At 49.4% G+C, this 14,091-nt stretch carries 16 protein-coding genes and 1 other RNA gene; 12 read left to right on the top strand and 5 right to left on the bottom strand.

The genetic code is table 11. The annotated features are described in order from the left end of the window. Window positions 1-39: 39 nt before the first annotated feature. Window positions 40-1,359 carry a deoxyguanosinetriphosphate triphosphohydrolase gene (locus XMA127_RS09005; RefSeq protein ID WP_173481375.1) on the top strand — a complete coding sequence of 440 codons (1,320 nt, stop codon included), beginning with the start codon at window positions 40-42 and terminating at the stop codon, window positions 1,357-1,359. A 1-nt stretch (window position 1,360) separates the two neighbouring features. Beyond that, on the top strand, window positions 1,361-1,735 hold the full coding sequence (locus tag XMA127_RS09000) for a translation initiation factor Sui1 (protein ID WP_173481374.1): 375 nt from the start codon (window positions 1,361-1,363) through the stop codon (window positions 1,733-1,735). Here the strand turns inward: XMA127_RS09000 and XMA127_RS08995 are convergent. From XMA127_RS08995 to XMA127_RS08985, 3 genes are all read right to left on the bottom strand, one after another. Next, a complete protein-coding gene (locus XMA127_RS08995) occupies window positions 1,732-2,691 on the bottom strand; it encodes a hypothetical protein (protein ID WP_173481373.1) in 960 nt (319 codons plus the stop codon). The genes XMA127_RS09000 and XMA127_RS08995 overlap by 4 nt on opposite strands. Window positions 2,692-2,801: 110 nt before the next feature. Next, a complete protein-coding gene (locus tag XMA127_RS08990) occupies window positions 2,802-3,452 on the bottom strand; it encodes an O-methyltransferase (protein WP_173481372.1) in 651 nt (216 codons plus the stop codon). Between the two features lie 11 nt (window positions 3,453-3,463). After that, window positions 3,464-3,775 carry a hypothetical protein gene (locus XMA127_RS08985; RefSeq protein WP_173484612.1) on the bottom strand — a complete coding sequence of 104 codons (312 nt, stop codon included), beginning with the start codon at window positions 3,773-3,775 and terminating at the stop codon, window positions 3,464-3,466. Window positions 3,776-3,825: 50 nt separating this feature from the next. On the opposite strand from XMA127_RS08985, the gene XMA127_RS08980 reads away from it, so the two are divergent. The 4 genes from XMA127_RS08980 (at window position 3,826) to ftsZ (ending at window position 7,761) form a co-directional block, all read left to right on the top strand. Then, entirely contained in the window at window positions 3,826-4,182 is a 357-nt protein-coding gene (locus tag XMA127_RS08980) for a hypothetical protein (protein ID WP_173481370.1), read from the top strand. A 521-nt stretch (window positions 4,183-4,703) separates the two neighbouring features. After that, on the top strand, window positions 4,704-5,165 hold the full coding sequence (locus tag XMA127_RS12090; protein ID WP_173481369.1) for an Lrp/AsnC family transcriptional regulator: 462 nt from the start codon (window positions 4,704-4,706) through the stop codon (window positions 5,163-5,165). 47 nt (window positions 5,166-5,212) lie between these two features. Next, entirely contained in the window at window positions 5,213-6,490 is a 1,278-nt protein-coding gene (gene ftsA / locus XMA127_RS08970; RefSeq protein WP_173481368.1) for a cell division protein FtsA, read from the top strand. A gap of 65 nt (window positions 6,491-6,555) precedes the next feature. Next, window positions 6,556-7,761 carry a cell division protein FtsZ gene (ftsZ, locus tag XMA127_RS08965; RefSeq protein WP_173481367.1) on the top strand — a complete coding sequence of 402 codons (1,206 nt, stop codon included), beginning with the start codon at window positions 6,556-6,558 and terminating at the stop codon, window positions 7,759-7,761. Between the two features lie 35 nt (window positions 7,762-7,796). Here ftsZ and XMA127_RS08960 read toward each other — a convergent pair whose 3' ends face one another. Further along, a complete protein-coding gene (locus XMA127_RS08960) occupies window positions 7,797-8,561 on the bottom strand; it encodes a TlyA family RNA methyltransferase (protein ID WP_173484613.1) in 765 nt (254 codons plus the stop codon). A 109-nt stretch (window positions 8,562-8,670) separates the two neighbouring features. Between XMA127_RS08960 and XMA127_RS08955 the strand changes: the two genes are divergently transcribed. Together XMA127_RS08955 and alr are read left to right on the top strand one after the other, a co-directional pair. Then, the gene (locus XMA127_RS08955) at window positions 8,671-9,060 is read left to right on the top strand and encodes a RidA family protein (RefSeq protein WP_173481365.1); all 390 of its coding nucleotides are present in this window, start codon (window positions 8,671-8,673) and stop codon (window positions 9,058-9,060) included. Between the two features lie 2 nt (window positions 9,061-9,062). Then, entirely contained in the window at window positions 9,063-10,130 is a 1,068-nt protein-coding gene (gene alr / locus XMA127_RS08950; RefSeq protein WP_173484614.1) for an alanine racemase, read from the top strand. A 123-nt stretch (window positions 10,131-10,253) separates the two neighbouring features. Here the strand turns inward: alr and XMA127_RS08945 are convergent, their stop codons facing one another. Continuing rightward, window positions 10,254-10,796, bottom strand: coding sequence for a DUF2058 domain-containing protein (locus tag XMA127_RS08945; RefSeq protein ID WP_173481363.1), 543 nt, complete (start codon window positions 10,794-10,796; stop codon window positions 10,254-10,256). A gap of 64 nt (window positions 10,797-10,860) precedes the next feature. Between XMA127_RS08945 and XMA127_RS08940 the strand changes: the two genes are divergently transcribed. The 4 genes from XMA127_RS08940 to XMA127_RS08925 all read left to right on the top strand — a co-directional run bounded on the left by XMA127_RS08940 (window position 10,861) and on the right by XMA127_RS08925 (window position 14,091). Beyond that, window positions 10,861-11,475 carry a LysE family translocator gene (locus XMA127_RS08940; protein WP_173484615.1) on the top strand — a complete coding sequence of 205 codons (615 nt, stop codon included), beginning with the start codon at window positions 10,861-10,863 and terminating at the stop codon, window positions 11,473-11,475. 71 nt (window positions 11,476-11,546) lie between these two features. Then, window positions 11,547-11,643: signal recognition particle sRNA small type (gene ffs, locus XMA127_RS08935), an RNA gene on the top strand. Window positions 11,644-11,741: 98 nt separating this feature from the next. Beyond that, window positions 11,742-13,754, top strand: coding sequence for a DNA polymerase III subunit gamma/tau (gene dnaX, locus XMA127_RS08930; RefSeq protein ID WP_173484616.1), 2,013 nt, complete (start codon window positions 11,742-11,744; stop codon window positions 13,752-13,754). Between the two features lie 10 nt (window positions 13,755-13,764). Beyond that, entirely contained in the window at window positions 13,765-14,091 is a 327-nt protein-coding gene (locus XMA127_RS08925) for a YbaB/EbfC family nucleoid-associated protein (RefSeq protein ID WP_173481360.1), read from the top strand.

Genomic DNA, 14,091 nt, shown 5'->3' with positions numbered 1-14,091 from the left:
TCTGGCACACTTCCTTCCAAGTTTTTTGGGAGAGTGTAAATGGATTGGGAAAGGCTGCTAACGCGCAAACGTTATGGTCACGACGAAGTAGAATCGGCGGAGCAGGGTCGAAGCCACTTCCACAAAGATCATGACCGAATCATCTTTAGTAGTGCTTTCCGTCGCTTGGGTCGTAAGACGCAAGTGCACCCTATGTCCCTCAACGATCACATCCATACTCGTCTGACTCACTCCATTGAGGTAGGCAGTCTTGGGCGTAGTCTGGGCATTCGTGCCGGCGAGTTGATTGCTGATCAGCTGCCAAAGGGCATATCGCCTGATGACTTGGGGATGATTGTGCAGTCGGCCTGTCTGGCTCACGATATTGGTAACCCCCCTTTTGGTCATGCTGGCGAGTACGCCATTCGTGATTGGTTCCGTCAGCGTCAAGAGGATCAGCGTTTCTCGCAGCTCTCTGAAGACGAGTTTTTAGATCTAAAAACCTTTGAAGGTAATGCGCAGGGGCTCAGGGTCGTCACCAAGATCGAGAACCATCTCTTTGATGGTGGTCTGCGCTTAACCTACCCAACTCTAGGAACACTATTGAAATACCCTTGGACAGCTCGTCACGGTGGTAAGAAGGGTAAGTTCAGCTGTTATCAAGCGGAACTTCCTTTAGTAGCATCACTGGCCAAAGATCTTGGTCTGCCTCAGCTTGAAGAGGATCGCTGGGCGCGTCACCCTCTGAACTTCCTAATGGAGGCGGCGGATGATATCTGTTACGCCATATTGGATCTTGAAGATGCTATTGAGTTGAACCTGCTTAGTTTCGATGAGGTTAAACCTATCTTGTTAACGCTCTGCGGCGACCTGGAGTTTGATGATGAGATCTTCGCGACCCAGGCCTCTGCACGACGTAAGATTTCGGCACTTCGTGGTCGAGCGATGGAGAACATGGTCGACTCAGCGGTGCAGGTGTTTGCCGATCAGCTGCCAGAGATCTTGTCAGGTCAATATCAGGGTGAGCTTCTCAGTGATGGCGATCCCATGGTTAGAGATGGGTTGGCTGCAGCGAAACGTATCGCCCAAGAGCGGGTCTTTCCAGACAATCGAAAAGCAGAGCTAGAGGTGGGTGCCTATACTATTCTAGGTGTGTTGGTTGAGGCTTTTATCGAGGCGGTCTGGGAGCAGCACCAAAAGCAGGGAGAAGATCTCTGTTATCGCAGTGAAAAGATTATCGGTCTGATGGGGATTCATGCCCCCTCTTCGGGTGAGTCGCTCTATCAAGGCTACATGCGTGCCTTGGACTTTATTAGCGGTATGACCGACTCCTATGCAAGCTACCTTGCTCGACAGATCGGTGGAGGAATAAAGGTTTAATATGGCATCACTTCAAGATCAGCTTAGTCGACTCGTCTACAGCACGGAAAAAGGTAACCTCTGTCCTGATTGTGGCGAAGCGTTAACCGCTTGTATCTGTTCAGAGCAGGCAGAGCAGACGCGCATTGCCGCAATGGATGGGGTAGTTCGCATTCGTCGTGAAACCTCTGGGCGAAAAGGCAAAGCCGTCACTACCATTTCCGGTGTGCCAAGAGTTGAGTCTGAATTAAAGACGCTTCTGAAAAAGTTGAAGCAGGGGTGTGGTTCAGGCGGTGCTGTCAAAGAGGGAATTATTGAGATTCAAGGTGATCACCGCGACAAACTTAAAACCCTCTTAGAGAAAGAGGGTTTTACCGTTAAGTTAGCGGGCGGTTAGAGGCCGATTGCTCGCTCCGAGAGTGCCAGTTCCATTCGGGCGCGCAGCAAAGAGTAAAGCTGTATTGCCGCATCAATCTCCTCTTTGCGGTTCGTAAGACTCTCGATATTTAAGCCCAGCGGTAGATCCAATTCGGCGCAAGATTCCAAAATCATCTGCAAGTTGGTGTAACAGATCTTAATAGACTCTTTAAGTGGCTGATCGGCATCCAAAATTCGGTAGCTGGTCGCCTCTGGTACCGAAATACCCAACCACTTCATAAACTCAAGGGTCTTCTCACTGCCACAAGGTGTGAAAGTCAAAATGATTCGTGCCGGCTCCATATCGAGCTGTTTGCAGCGACGAGCATAGGAGGTCAGCATGTCGATGGTCGCTTGTGCGTTATAAACCGCTTGCGAGATGAAGAAGTGACAGCCCTCTTTCTGCTTGGTCACCATGCGCTCGTGTTCATCGCCTTTTTTCTGATGGCGCTCTGCGATACAGACACCGCCAAGGGCAATTGTTTTATGAGACTCTTCCAGTGATTGGTAGGCATCATTCAAACTGAACTTGTAGTCACCTTCCGAGGAGGGGGCGCCAACCAGGACGATATTGTTCTGGTGGTAGGTCTCAGTCGTCTCTTCTACCCACTCTTCAAACTCTTGTCGACTACCTTGAGCAACACTGTTGTAGGTGATGGTTCCGCAGCCGCTCTTTTCGTGAAGCAATTTAGCGTAGTGGCGCGGGTCACGTGTTTGAGCAAAGGGGAATGGGCGAGGTGTGTCGATGCGAGTGCTCTCGTCCTGAATGTCATAAACGATAATGCCATCGAACGCGATACGGTCGAGTCGTTCCAGCAGCTTGTCAGCAATGCCTGACATCACTTCATCTTCGGTGCCCATTTTGGGTGGGGTAGTACCGATGACATAAACCCCTTGGTCCGTACCGATTAATTTGTCCTGAAGTGAGCAGCTCATCTCTATTCCAATTGCTTCTTTTAAGTGTGGCTTAGTATAAACGTGAGTGGATTTCATGAAAATTGCATATCCCATGAAATTTTTTTCTTAAGATATGCATGACGTTCAATTTAGAGCTTTCGAACGACGTTGACACCGTCGCGCAGAGTCAGAAAGACGTTTTCCACCTCGGGGTCCTCTGCAATCAGTCGGTTTGTTTCAACTAACACATCATCGATATCGGATTCTGGTTGAATGACCTTGCCAGACCAGAGCACGTTATCAAGTACGATTAAGCCACCTGGGCGAGTCAGCTCTTTAACCTTTAAGTAGTAGTTTAGGTAGTTGCGTTTGTCGGCATCGATAAAGGTGAAATCCAATGGGCCATCAAGTTGATCTGCAAGAGTTTCAAGGGTGTCGATGGCAGGACCAAAGATCACGTCAATCTTTTTGCCGTGTTCGCTTCGCTCATAAAAGGTTTTTGCGAAGTCGATCGCGCGTGGGTTGGTTTCACAGCAGATAAGCTTGCCATTATCCGGCATGCCTTCCGCAATGGATAGCGCTGAATAGCCTGTGAACATACCAATTTCAAGGGCGCGTTTCGGCTGAGCAATCGCAGAGAGCATCTTAAGTGTTCGGCCGACCAGGCGGCCAGATAGCTTTTGTGGCCATCCCATATTTTGGTTGGTTTGGTCGATCAACTCCTGCAGGAGTTCGGGCTCTGCTGAAGTAGAGATAAAGGCATAGTCTTCGACCTGTTCGTCGACGAGAAAGTCAGGCATGGGATACTCAGTTATTGATTAAGGGTGGAGATGATGGCGCTGCCCCACATGGTGACGCTCTTTCCATCTTCGGTCCAAAGGTATTGGCAAAGTTTAATATCAGACTCAATGCAGCTTTGCTGGCTGATTGCGACACCGGTAGGTAGGGTTTGGCAGCCCTGTTCTGGCTCCTTGCCCACTCCATACAGACGTGCGCTCAACAGCGAGCGATAGAGAGACTCGGTTTCGCACACCCAGTGCTTTCCTTCATCGCTAAGAGCGTTGGCGGTTGGAGTGAGTGCAAGTGCAGCGAGCGATCCTAAAATTATTTGTCTAACTTTCATTTTAATCTCTGTGCAGGTCCGTACAATATCGCTAAAAGGAGATTATAACTATGAACGAATCGCTATACATCTTTCTGTTAACCGGCGTCTTCTCAATGTCGGCTGCGCTGAGTGTAGGTGCCATCAACAAAATGCCAGAATCTGATCGTCCTGCATGGTTTGCGGTGAAGCAGAATATGGTCATGATGGTGGTGCTCGGTAATCTTGCTGCGCTAACGCTGGTGGGTTCTCTGGCCTATGGATTTCAGACCTTGCACTGGTCGATTCCATTGAGCTCAATGTTCATCACCTTCCCGATCGTGCATCAGTTATTGGTGGTCAAATTGATCGGTGCTACCAAGGCACTATTCTTAACAGTTCCTGCTACCTTGGCCTCTATTGCGGTGCTCTATATCTACTGGCCCTAATCGTTAATTTGTCCTACCTAAAAACGCAGCCTCGGCTGCGTTTTTTGTTTTTAGTTCTTAAGACGCAAAAATGTTGCGATGTTATGTGTAAATCTAATGTAAACCTAAGAGAGTGTTTTTTGCCGGTTATCAATAATATATTTTGATTTTGTGCTTACAATCTAATTTTAATGCAAATATTTTGCATAAATTAAAAATTATTGGCGTTTTATTTGTGTGTTAGTATTGTTGTTTCATATCTATAATTTGCATTAGTTTCGTTAATTTTTTGTAAATATAATTAAGTTACTGTCTATTTATCAATAATGACGCAAAATTTGTGCGTAAATTAGAAAATATTGTTATTTATATGATTTATATGATTTATATGGGTTGCATTGGTAGTTTTTGCAAAAATTTCTCATTAAATTAAAGATAAACGCAAATATTTTGCGTTAAGTGTTGGAATGCTTGGTTGGGTTGTGTATATTTTGAGCAATGGACGATTTAATCGTCATCACTGGCTTTAGGATTTGTAATCTGTGGATGCAAAAGATTGGGAGATAATTCGTGCGCTCCAGCAAGATGGACGTCGCACCACGAATGAGATCGCGGATAGCGTTCGTCTCTCAGGCTCGGCCGTGTCTCGCCGTATCGCACGTCTAGAAAAAGACGGCATCATTTCTGGTTACACCGCACTCGTAGATCCCGATAAGGTTGGTTATACCGCCACCGTCATGGTTGAAATTACGCTCGATAGCCAGTCTGATGCGGCTCAATCAGAGTTTGAGCGTGCGGTTGCTAAGGTCCCGAGTGTCAGATCCTGTTACCTAATGAGCGGCGATGCGGATTATCTATTAAAGGTAGCAGCAAGAGATTTGCGTGACTTTGAACGGTTGCGCCGAAAGGTTTTGAGTGATTTACCGCATGTTTCACGTATGCAGACGTCGTTTGCTTTACGCGAAATCGTCAATCACTTGGAGTACGCGCCGGAGAGCGCATAACAATGGTTAAACGTAATGAAAATTGGGTGTGAATCGTGGATTCAAAAATGATTGTAGCTCTTGATATCGGTACCTCTAAGGTCGTCTGTATGGTGGCCGAGATCGGTACGGACGGTGATATTGAGGTCGTGGGCGTCGGCTCTCACCCATCACGCGGTTTAAAACGCGGTGTGGTCGTTAACATCGAATCTACTGTGCAGTCGATCCAGCGAGCGGTTGAAGCGGCTGAGTTGATGGCGGGAGTCAAAATTCACTCAGTCAGTGTGGGCGTCTCTGGTAGCCATATTGCGAGTCAAAACTCACACGGTATTGTTGCTCTGCAGAGTAAAGAGGTGACTCAATCAGACGTAGAGCGTGTCATTGAGGCTGCTCAAGCGGTCGCGATTCCGGCGGATCAGCGCATTCTGCACATCCTTCCGCAAGAGTATTTGATTGATAACCAAGAGGGCATCAAAGAGCCGCTTGGCATGTCCGGTGTGCGTTTGGAAGCTAAGGTTCATCTGATTACCGGTGCGACTAACGCCATTCAGAATATTGAGAAGTGTGTTCGCCGCTGTGGTCTTGAGATCGATGCCGTAGTTCTTGAGCAGTTGGCATCGGGTTACGCGGTGTTGACTGATGATGAGAAGGATCTGGGTGTCTGCATGGTTGATATCGGCGGTGGTACCACCGATATCGCGATCTTTACTCAAGGTTCAATTCGTCACACAGCTGTGATTCCTGTTGCGGGCGATCAAGTCAGCAATGATATTGCCATGGCATTGCGCACCCCAATGCAGCATGCCGATCAGATCAAAATGAAGTACGCCTGTGCATTGGCGCAGTTAGCGCGTGCTGATGAGACGATCAAAGTTCCAAGCGTCGGTGATCGTCCTGCGCGAGATCTATCACGCCAAGCTCTGGCTGAAGTGGTGGAGCCGCGTTATGAAGAGCTGTTTACCCTAGTTCAGCAAGAGCTTCGCCGCAGTGGGTTTGAAGATCTAGCGGCAGCCGGCATCGTCCTGACCGGCGGTACTTCGAAGATGGAAGGTGCGGTTGAGCTCGCTGAAGAGATATTCCACATGCCTGTTCGTTTGGCTAAGCCAACGGGTGTAGGCGGTGTTGATGATCTGTTGAGTAACCCTATCTACGCAACGGCGATTGGTCTGTTGCTCTACTCGGCGGATAACGACCTTGATCAGCATGTGGATGCCGAAACAATGACCGATTTTGGTTTGATGCCGGACGATATTGCTGAGCATCAGCCTGAGAAAAAACGAGTTAAAAAAGAGCCATCAGAAGGGTGGGTCTCTAAAACAAAATCTTGGTTAAAAGGTAACTTTTAATCAGAGCTTAGTTGGCAGTAACCGGCAAAGATCGGGCCTGCCTTACATAAAACCTGGAGGAAGATATGTTTGAGTTAGTAGAAGATACAAACGAGAACGCAGTAATCAAAGTTGTCGGTGTCGGTGGTGGTGGCGGTAACGCAGTCAACCACATGGTCGCGTCGGATGTAGAGGGTGTAGATTTTATCTGTGCCAATACCGATGCTCAGGCACTTGGAAAAATGGCCGCTAGTACAGCCCTTCATATCGGTGGTGATATGACGAAAGGCTTGGGTGCGGGCGCTAACCCGGATGTTGGTCGTCAGGCAGCGGTCTCTGACCGTGAACAGATTGCCGACTCTCTGCGTGGTGCCGACATGGTCTTCATCACTGCTGGCATGGGTGGTGGTACCGGTACGGGTGCTGCACCGATCGTTGCCGAAGTGGCTAAAGAGATGGGAATTCTGACGGTGGCGGTCGTCACTAAACCCTTCCCATTTGAAGGCAAAAAACGCATGAAGATTGCGGAAGAGGGTATTCGTGAGCTGCAGGAGCAGGTCGACTCTCTGATTATTATCCCTAACGAGAAACTGCTTCCTGTGCTAGGTAAAAACACCAGCTTGATCAAAGCCTTTGGTGAAGCCAACGATGTACTTAAGGGCGCCGTTCAAGGCATTGCTGACCTCATTATCCGTCCGGGTATGATCAACGTCGACTTTGCAGACGTTCGTACGGTGATGTCTGAAATGGGCATGGCCATGATGGGTACTGGTCATTCGCGTGGTGATGAGCGTGCAGCAGAAGCGACGGAAGCGGCGATTAAGAGTCCACTGCTTGAAGATGTTGATCTGAAAGGCGCAAGTGGCATTTTGGTGAACATCACAGCGGGTATGGACCTTAGCCTGGGTGAGTTCGCTGAAGTGGGTGAAATTGTTGAAGAGTACGCGTCAGACAATGCGACCATTGTGGTCGGTACCGTTATCGATCCAGATATGAGTGAAGAGCTCAAAGTCACGGTAGTAGCGACTGGTTTAGCTCAGGCTCAACAGGCGGGTGCCCGTGTTGTAAACAGTGATGTGACAACCGGTGGTCCAACTCAAGTAGAGGTGAAAACGGCGCCACCTACGGCCTCTGATTTCAGCCAGCTTGAGTTGCCAACAGTAATCCGTAATCGTCAGGCTCAACAAGCCGAGCAGGCGGTTGAGATGGAAGAGCCAGTACAACAGAAAACCGGTACTGATGATATGGAGTTCTTGGATATCCCAGCCTTCCTGCGTCGTCAGGCCGATTAATTAAGTTTTAAACCGTCCAGGTTTCCCGCTCCCCATTATTGGGTGAGCGGGTCTTTTACTGCGACGAGCAGAAACTCGTGATTCCCATCACCCCCTTTAATAGGGCTGTCGATGTAGGTCACTACTCTCATCTCTAACTCGGACATCAGCGTTTTAAAACGCTCCTCCAGCTCTTTATAGAGATCCGTCGATTTGACGATTCCCCCCTTGCCTATGTGCTCCTTTCCTAACTCAAACTGAGGTTTCACCAGTGTGACTAGGTAGCTCCCTCTGTCCAGTAGTTGGCAAAGTCCCGGCAAAATAAGGGTTTGCGAAATGAATGAGACATCCATAACGGCTAGATCAAACTGTCCAGTGGGGCTGTGTGCTTTTAGCTCAGGCTTGAGTTCACGCGCGTTATAGCCTTCAAGGCAGGTCACCTTTGGGTTGGATCTCAGCTTCTGTGCCAGCTGGTCATGTCCCACTTCAATACCTAGTACAGAGGCGGCACCCTGTTGAACGAGGTAATCGGTAAAGCCACCGGTTGATTGTCCAACATCGATGGCATGAACATCGTTAAGATCAATTTGGCAGATCTCAACGGCGCCTTTCAGTTTCAGTGCACCACGCGAAACGTACTGGTCGACTTCAGACAGAGTCACCTGAAACTCAGTCGACTCGGGAAGCTTGATGCCGGGTTTGCTTAAGATGCGCCAGGCTTTATCAAGGTAGCTAACGCGCCCCTCTTTAATGGTACGTTGTGCTTGCGTGCGACTATCACACAGACCTTTATCCAGCAGTAGTTGATCAGCGCGTTTCATCTTGGCTCCCAAATTAGTTGGCTAATAGTAAACAAAGTTCTACTACTTGTCAGAACCAGGATCTCTGCGATAATGGCCTGAGTTTAATATTCTTGATCAGGAGCGCTTCATGTCTAATCGCAGCACCATCTCTACACCCAATGCACCGGCTGCCATTGGTACCTATTCACAAGCTGTCAAAGTGGGTAACACGGTCTACATCTCAGGTCAGATTCCTTTGATTCCAGAATCGATGGAGCTGGTGACTGAAAGCTTCGAAGCGCAGGCCGTTCAGGTGTTTGAAAATTTAAAAGCGATTGCTGAAGCGGCAGGTGGCTCGCTCAACGAAGCAGTGAAATTGACTATTCTTTTGAGTGATATGTCGCACTTTGCCAAGGTCAATGAGGTGATGGCGCGTTACTTCGACGAGCCCTATCCAGCGCGTGCTGCGTTTGCTGTGAAAGAGTTGCCTAAGTCAGTCGATATCGAGATCGATGCCATCATGGTGACAGCCGACTAATCATGCCTCGTCCTCTTGTTGCTGAGATCGATTTAGCTGCCCTCAAACATAATTTGGCACTGGCCAAGCAGCAAAATCTGCAGGCCAAAACTCTGGCCGTGGTTAAAGCGAATGCTTATGGTCATGGCGCTGTTAAGGTGGCGCTAGCCTTAGAGTCTGATGCCGATGCCTTTGGTGTTGCCTCTATCGAGGAAGCGCTAGAGCTGCGTGAGGGTGGCCTTAAAGCGCCTGTTCTGCTGCTTGAAGGTTGCTTTTCAGAGGAGGAGTTAGCCTCTTGTGAGCGTCAAAACTTTTGGGTGGTCTGTCACAGTGACTATCAAATTGAGTGGCTAATTCGCTATCTGTCGACGACCGATTGGCGACCACAGATCTGGTTAAAAGTGGACTCTGGTATGCATCGCCTCGGTTTTGATGCAGATGCCGTAGCGGGTGTAATGGAGCAGTTCTCCTCTATAGAGGGACTGCCTACACCGGTTATGATGAGTCACTTTGCCTGCGCCGATCAGCCTGCCCATCCTCGTAATGAGTTTGCACAGTCGCGGTTTAATCCAGTCAAAACTAACCTCAGTAGTTTTGCTAACTCTGCCGGAATTTTTACCCAAGCAACGCCTGCTGATAGTTGGCAGAGGCTAGGCATTGGGCTTTATGGTGGAACGCCGAGTGAGCTGGGTTTGCAAGGTTTGCAGCCTGCTATGACGCTGAAAACAGCCATTATTGCGTTGCGCGATATTTCACCGGGTGAGTCGGTGGGTTACGGTGCAACCTATACCGCGGAATCACCTCGTAAAATTGCGACGATCGCCATTGGGTATGCCGATGGCTATCCGCGCCAAGCGAAGCAAGGTACACCTGTGTTGGTTAATGGTGTTGAAGCACCGATCGTCGGTCGTGTCTCAATGGATATGATTACCGTTGATGTGACCGATTTGCCGTCAGTGTCGGTAGGTGATGAGGTGATCATGTTCAATGAACAGTTACTTGCGGATAGGGTCGCTAAATGCTGCGATACCATCGACTACACGCTGTTTGCGGGGCTAACAGCGCGTGTTCCTAGGCGGTATTCTGAGTGAGTCTCTGGAAAACGCTGTCAGAGCGGGTGACAGGCTGAAGGCCAGTCACCATGACTCCGTAATACGTTACGTGCACCGGTGACTGGCTTTAGCCTGTCATCCGCCTTCTATTTACGCTCCAACCTACCACATCAAATCATCAGGAATCGCGTAATCCGCATAAGGATCATCCTCATCACTCACCTGTTGATCGCTAGACAGAGGAATGATTCGTTCAGGACGACGCTGTTCTATTCGTTCTGCCACAACGGCCGGTACTAAAGCATAACCTTCACCGAGTTTAGCGACCCGTATCTGGGCGCGAGTAAGCGGCTGAAACATCGACTCATCGATGTAGATGTGCTTGATGGTCTTGCCATCAGCGAACTGGTAACGAGTCTCTGCGCGCTCAGATATCGTAATTTGATGATGTTCAATCAGCTGCTTCACTTGAGCGTCGATTGCTCTCTCTGCCTGTTCCGCATCACGTGCCTCATTCAAGGCGCGATCTTGTGCCGCTTTCTGCTCGCGTTTGGCTTGGATATCCGCTTGCTGTTTGGCTTTTTCTGCAGCGACCTCATCAGGAGACTGCTTTTTCTTTTTGCGCTTCTCAATCGTCGCCTTTTTTGCCTGTTGTTTGTTAGCAAGGCCCGCTTTTAACAATTGGTCTTGAAGTGATCCCGCCATGACACCTGTTTCCATAAGTTCTAGAATGCGCGGAGTTTAACATAGCTTTTTCATTGAGGTATTTGTGAATTTAGTTGAGTGGTTAACCCTATTAGCGGTCTGTACTTTGGGGGCAGTTTCACCCGGTCCCAGCCTTTTGGTTGTTGTAAACCAGGCGTTAAATGGATCCCGTGTTCATGGTCTATTAACTGCAATCTCGCACGGTTTAATGGTCGGTGGTTGGGCTCTATTGACGGTCGTAGGGTTAAGTCAGCTGCTGGCTCGTTTGCCTTGGATAGAGGTGGGTTTAACCGTCATCGCCGCCCTTTATCTACTGAACATGGCACGCGGCGCTTGGCAGGGTGGATCGATGAAGATTGCGCCTGAAGAGCGCTCGCGAACCAGTTATTGGCAGGCGATTCGTGATGGGGCCGTTATTGCGACCTTCAATCCTAAGTTGATGCTCTTTTTTATTGCGATTTTTGCCCCTTTTGTCGGCTCTGAATCAACCTTTGAAACGCAGACGCTGCTGGTCGTAACGCCCTGGGTTACTGATACCCTCTGGTACATCATCGTTTCGCTACTGCTAAGTACACGCAAAAGCTTGGCGCTACTGGAAAAGCACGAGCAGCGAATCAATCGAGGCATGGCGGTGGCATTGACGCTTCTGGCGGGTGTGATGCTGTCAGGTCTGCTTTAACTTCATTTGCAATAGCCTAGCGGGGTGCTTATACTTCGCGCTCCTCATTCGAGGTGTTTTTGTGGTGGCTCCATTGGTCCTCCCGCAATGATAAACCGTGAACCTGGTCAGGCCCGGAAGGGAGCAGCCACAGCGGTCGACTCATGTGCCGGGATGTGGCTGGTGGGGCCATCTCCATTTCTGGTAAAAATTCCCGCTGTTTGACTCTCCCTCACCAACGATAAATGTTAGTATCGGGTTAAAATTTTCCGACCACTGAGGATAGGATGAGTTATCAGGTTTTAGCCCGTAAATGGCGTCCCCGTCGTTTCGTTGAAACGGTAGGGCAGGAGCACGTTCTAAAAGCGCTTGTGAATGCGCTCGACGAGAACCGGTTGCACCACGCCTATCTGTTTACCGGCACGCGAGGTGTGGGTAAAACCTCCATTGCACGTCTGTTTGCTAAAGCGCTGAACTGCCAAGAGGGCGTCAGCTCGGAGCCATGTGGTCGTTGTAGCTCCTGTATCGAAATTGCTGAAGGTCGATTTGTTGATCTTATCGAGGTCGATGCGGCTTCACGTACCAAAGTGGAAGATACCCGTGAGCTGTTAGAGAACGTGCAATACGCACCAACTCAAGGTCGCTACAAAGTCTACCTAATAGACGAGGTACACATGTTGTCGACCTCGTCATTCAATGCCTTGTTGAAGACGTTGGAAGAGCCACCACCGCACGTTAAATTCCTACTGGCGACAACCGATCCACAGAAACTGCCAGTGACCATTTTGAGTCGTTGTCTTCAGTTCAACCTGAAGAACATGGCGCCAGAGAAGATCGTCTCTCACCTTCAGTTTGTACTGGGCGAAGAGTCCATCCCCTTTGATGACGCTTCACTCTGGCTGATTGCGCGTTCTGCGGATGGGTCTATGCGTGATGCGCTGTCGTTGACCGATCAGGCCATTGCGTTTGGCTCTGGTGCGCTGCGTGAAGGTGATGTGCGTGCTATGTTGGGTACCATTGATCATCGCTTGGTGTTTGATCTACTGGATGCGATTGTGGCCGGTGACGGTAAAGCAACGATCGATCGAGTAGCAGCCATGGCTGAGTTTTCGCCCGATTTTGCTGGTGTATTAGCTGAGATGATCTCGATTCTGCATCGAGTAGCCTTGGCTCAAGTGGTGCCTGCTGCGATCGATAATAGCTTAGGGGATCAGGCTCAGATTCAAGCGCTTGCTGGCAAGGTGCGTGCAGAAGAGATACAGCTCTACTACCAAATCGCATTAACAGGCCGTCGTGATCTGCCGATGTCACCGAACCCTCGTGAAGCATTAGAGATGTGCTTGTTACGTATGTTGGCCTTCCGTCCTGTCGATCAGCGTCCTATCGATGCGCCACCCGTTAAGCCGTCTGAGATCTCTAGGCCTGTTGAAAATGAGCCTGCTGTCAGTGAGCCGGAACCACAGCCAGCGATCGAAACGCCAGTTGTTGAAAAGCCGCTAGAGACTCAAGCGACGCTAGCGCAGCCAGAGTCTGCTCCAGTGAATGATCCCCCGCCATGGGAGGATATTCCCGCTGAGGCCTATGCAGATCAGGAGCCAACGGCAAAAAAGTTTGAAGCGGACTCGATGGAGGCCGTATCGGCTCCGTTGGAGTCCGCTAGGGTTGAGCCATCTGAACCATTTAAGCCAGCTGAGCCCATGGATAAACTCATGGATGAGCCGGCTATTGACCCTGTTGAATCTAACGACAGTGCGATTGATCTGTTTGGCGAAGAGACGCCACTAGCCACTTACGATAAGCCGGATGAGCAACCAGTAGTTGAAGAGGTTAAGCCAGTAGAGGCAGTTGAGCCGGTTGAGCAGAAAGAACAGGCTAAAAAAACGCTAGAAAAATCAATTACGCTCTCCAATTTTGCGCTTGAAGATTGGGTGCATTTGATTGCCCAACTGGATCTAACCGGTATGACCGAGAGCTTGGCTAAGGCGATGTCCCTTGAGACACTTCAGGGGAACCGTATGGTGTTGCACTATACGGCTGAGCAGGAAGCGCTCTTCAGTGATCAGCACAAACAACGTATTGCTGATGCGATTACCGCCTTTTTCCAAGAGCCGATGTCGGTTGATTTTCAGCTGGCTGAACAGACTCGTGAAACGCCGGTGAACTACCGTATTCGCCGTGCTGAAGAGCGACGCATAGCGGCGGTAAGGCATTTGAAACAAGATCCCAATGTGGAACGATTAATTGAGATGTTCGATGGACAGTTAGATGAACTCTCCGTTGAGCCTTTAGAGATAGAGTGAGGTCATAGTTATGATGAAAGGTGGAATGGGCAACCTAATGAAGCAGGCCCAAAAGATGCAAGAGGACATGCAGAAAGCGCAAGAGGAGATCGCTCGCGCTGAAGTGACGGGTGAAGCGGGTGCAGGTCTTGTCAGCATCGTTATGAACGGTCGTCACGACGTAAAACGTGTCAGCATCGATGACTCTTTGATGGAAGAGGATAAAGAGATTCTAGAAGATCTTATCGCTGCAGCGGTTAATGATGCGGTGCGTAAGGTTGAAACCACCAGCCAAGAGCAGATGTCGAAAATCACCCAAGGTATGGGTATGCCACCTGGCTTTAAGATGCCGTTTTAA

The sequence above is a fragment of the Marinobacterium sp. xm-a-127 genome (assembly GCF_013283425.1).
Taxonomy (GTDB): Bacteria; Pseudomonadota; Gammaproteobacteria; order Pseudomonadales; family Balneatricaceae; genus Marinobacterium_E.
Note: the sequence above shows the minus strand (reverse complement) of the source record. Positions and strands in the feature narration are given on the sequence as shown.

Coding starts and splice junctions, on each gene's coding strand:
- dnaX (WP_173484616.1), top strand. CDS start 11,742: ATGAGTTATCAGGTTTTAGCCCGTAAATGGCGTCCCCGTCGTTTCGTT.
- XMA127_RS08995 (WP_173481373.1), bottom strand. CDS start 2,691: ATGAGCTGCTCACTTCAGGACAAATTAATCGGTACGGACCAAGGGGTT.
- ftsA (WP_173481368.1), top strand. CDS start 5,213: ATGATTGTAGCTCTTGATATCGGTACCTCTAAGGTCGTCTGTATGGTG.
- XMA127_RS09005 (WP_173481375.1), top strand. CDS start 40: ATGGATTGGGAAAGGCTGCTAACGCGCAAACGTTATGGTCACGACGAA.
- XMA127_RS08925 (WP_173481360.1), top strand. CDS start 13,765: ATGATGAAAGGTGGAATGGGCAACCTAATGAAGCAGGCCCAAAAGATG.
- ftsZ (WP_173481367.1), top strand. CDS start 6,556: ATGTTTGAGTTAGTAGAAGATACAAACGAGAACGCAGTAATCAAAGTT.
- XMA127_RS08960 (WP_173484613.1), bottom strand. CDS start 8,561: ATGAAACGCGCTGATCAACTACTGCTGGATAAAGGTCTGTGTGATAGT.
- XMA127_RS08980 (WP_173481370.1), top strand. CDS start 3,826: ATGAACGAATCGCTATACATCTTTCTGTTAACCGGCGTCTTCTCAATG.
- alr (WP_173484614.1), top strand. CDS start 9,063: ATGCCTCGTCCTCTTGTTGCTGAGATCGATTTAGCTGCCCTCAAACAT.
- XMA127_RS09000 (WP_173481374.1), top strand. CDS start 1,361: ATGGCATCACTTCAAGATCAGCTTAGTCGACTCGTCTACAGCACGGAA.
- XMA127_RS08955 (WP_173481365.1), top strand. CDS start 8,671: ATGTCTAATCGCAGCACCATCTCTACACCCAATGCACCGGCTGCCATT.
- XMA127_RS08990 (WP_173481372.1), bottom strand. CDS start 3,452: ATGCCTGACTTTCTCGTCGACGAACAGGTCGAAGACTATGCCTTTATC.
- XMA127_RS08945 (WP_173481363.1), bottom strand. CDS start 10,796: ATGGCGGGATCACTTCAAGACCAATTGTTAAAAGCGGGCCTTGCTAAC.
- XMA127_RS08985 (WP_173484612.1), bottom strand. CDS start 3,775: ATGAAAGTTAGACAAATAATTTTAGGATCGCTCGCTGCACTTGCACTC.